Annotated in this window: 3 protein-coding genes; 2 read left to right on the top strand and 1 reads right to left on the bottom strand. The window is 32.3% G+C overall.

The genetic code is table 11. From position 1 onward, the window contains the following. A partial coding sequence (locus AB0N14_RS39840; protein ID WP_366030570.1) for a helix-turn-helix transcriptional regulator occupies positions 1-288 on the bottom strand: 288 nt, incomplete at its 3' end. 240 nt (positions 289-528) lie between these two features. On the opposite strand from AB0N14_RS39840, the gene AB0N14_RS39845 reads away from it, so the two are divergent. Both AB0N14_RS39845 and AB0N14_RS39850 read left to right on the top strand, forming a co-directional pair. Continuing rightward, a complete protein-coding gene (locus AB0N14_RS39845; protein ID WP_057719804.1) occupies positions 529-804 on the top strand; it encodes a hypothetical protein in 276 nt (91 codons plus the stop codon). A gap of 417 nt (positions 805-1,221) precedes the next feature. After that, positions 1,222-2,259, top strand: a 1,038-nt coding sequence (locus AB0N14_RS39850) for a replication initiation factor domain-containing protein (protein WP_366030571.1), incomplete at its 3' end; no start/stop codon positions are given.

Consider the following 2,259-nt stretch of genomic DNA (forward strand, 5'->3'; position numbering starts at 1 on the left):
CAAAAAATCGCTGTTCATAAAACTTAGGACTATCACATTATCATATCTTCTCTCGAGTTCTTCTATGAATTTATCTAGTCCAACTCTTTCTACAGGATTTCTTCCTAAAAGAAAGTCTGTACTAACCTTAAAGAAGTCAGCAAGTTTTTCTAAAGTTTCTCCACTTGGTGAACGTTTGCCACTTTCCCATTGTTGATAATTTGATTGAGCAATACCAAAGTGTTGTGCGACTTCTTTTTGTGTGAGTCCTTTTTCAATTCGTAATTGTTTCAATATATCTTTAAACAAAATATACTCCTTTGAATGTTTTTTTGTTGACAAACACTCAAAAGAGTATTATAATCATTTTATACTCAATTGAATGTTTATGATGTTTTGAATTTTATAACTGTTTGAGTATATTATAACATAAAAGGAGAAATCACTTATCGACCAAATAAAATAAAAAACTCTTTCCACGACCAAGAAGAAAGAGTCTCAACAAAATTTATATCATAATTATAACACAAACTAAGAATGAGGTAAAATATGGAAAAATCAAGAACAAAAGTCGAATTAGATGAATTATTAAAGGGACTGGGAATAATTTCAAATGTCATGTTACTTGGTCGTCTAATGCCAGCCGATTGTGAAGAAATTTCAAGTGAACAAATGGTTATAAATTATAAAAATCTCTATGAAATGACGGAAGTATATACAGATCATTTAATTAGTGACCTTTCAGAAGTTGAGTTAAATTGGTTATCTGATAATATTGATGCAGATAAATTTCGAAAAATTCAAGCGATGAATAAAGTAAGCTAGAAGTTAAATAGCTTTAAATTATTACAAACCTGTACCTGAAATCATTTTCCTAAGTAAAACACCGCTGGGAATGAGTGGAGAGATAGCTTAATTTATCCGATAAATTGTAGGCAAAACGCCGATGTTATGAGTGGAATGAGCGGGAGTGAGCGTAAGCGAAACGGAGCGAGGCGAAACGAGTGCAAGGTGGAGGGCTGTACAAATTTTCCGGATTAATTAAGCGTTAAATATCGAAGCGAGTCCGAGGTGGAGGACTGTATGTAAAATTGATTTTAGGTCAGCACATGGGTCTGTAATACCATGTGCAAATCAGCAACATAAAAGCTCACGGTTGGCTTGGTTGTCACGTTTTAACCCTTGGAATTTTTACGCAAAAAAATCAGTAAATTTCACCGAAAATAAGAACAATGGAGAATAATGTTAACTGAAAAAGAACAAGAATTACTCAACGATTCTTATTTCGAGAATCTTAATCAATCAAAAAATAATGAACAAAAAACTTTACTACAATCACAAAAAAAATTACACAGCTTAGTTGACTGGCTAAAACTTGCGATTCCTATGACTTATGAAGAAATGATAGTTAAAGTCTTGGGTTTACCTCTAGAACTCTTTGACGAGCAAGAAGGAAAATTGCCACACTCTAAGCAAAACAAAGTTCTAAGATTATCTGGAGTAGCTGTATGGCATTCAGAAGAAACAAGGGAAATCATCTTAGACATTAGCGGTACAGGTCTACAATTTTTACGAGAAAATATTTTCTTTGATTATTCAGAAGTGCAAATTATTACTATCTTACTTGATAGAATATTAGAGTGTATAGGTTATGAAAATCAAACTATGGTTGCTAAACGAGCGATTATAAACTGTCAACGAATAGATTTGACCGTAGATGATAAAAATTCAAAACCTTTTTACATCCCTAAAAAAATTAGAAAATACTTTGTGAATGGCAAAGCAAAATTCGGGAAAACAACAAAAATATCAAGTGAAATAGATGACTTGACAGGAGCTTTAAGCTTTTATATCGGAGATAGAGAACATCGAAAAATTCTAGTTCGAATTTACGATAAGTTCATAGAAAGGCAGACGAAAGAAAATTTAACAGAAACGGAACTAATTCAACTTTATAATACTATCAGTTGGATACGTACGGAAGTTGAATTTCATGATCGTTATGCGGATGAAATCTTATGGGCAATCTATGAATTAGGGCAAAAAGAAGATAGTAATTTATTAGAATTCGTTAAAGGATATCTTGATAATAAAATGCAATTCCGTCCGCCTGATAATTACATTTCAAAAAAAGAAAAATATCGTCCAAGATTTTGGAAAGATTTTATAGCTAAAGCAGAAGAAGTAAGTATTAAAGTTCCGCGTAGAGAAAGAGTGCCATTCTCAAAGAAATTATCAAATTATACTTTTCTTGGTAAAGGCGGGGGAATGGGGGCAATC

Origin of the sequence: Streptomyces sp. NPDC051104, from assembly GCF_040682835.1 — a bacterium.
Taxonomy (GTDB): domain Bacteria; phylum Actinomycetota; class Actinomycetes; order Streptomycetales; family Streptomycetaceae; genus Streptomyces; species Streptomyces cynarae.

Bases quoted from the DNA above. Each gene is read 5' to 3' on its own strand.
- AB0N14_RS39845 (WP_057719804.1), top strand. From the start codon at position 529: ATGGAAAAATCAAGAACAAAAGTCGAATTAGATGAATTATTAAAGGGA.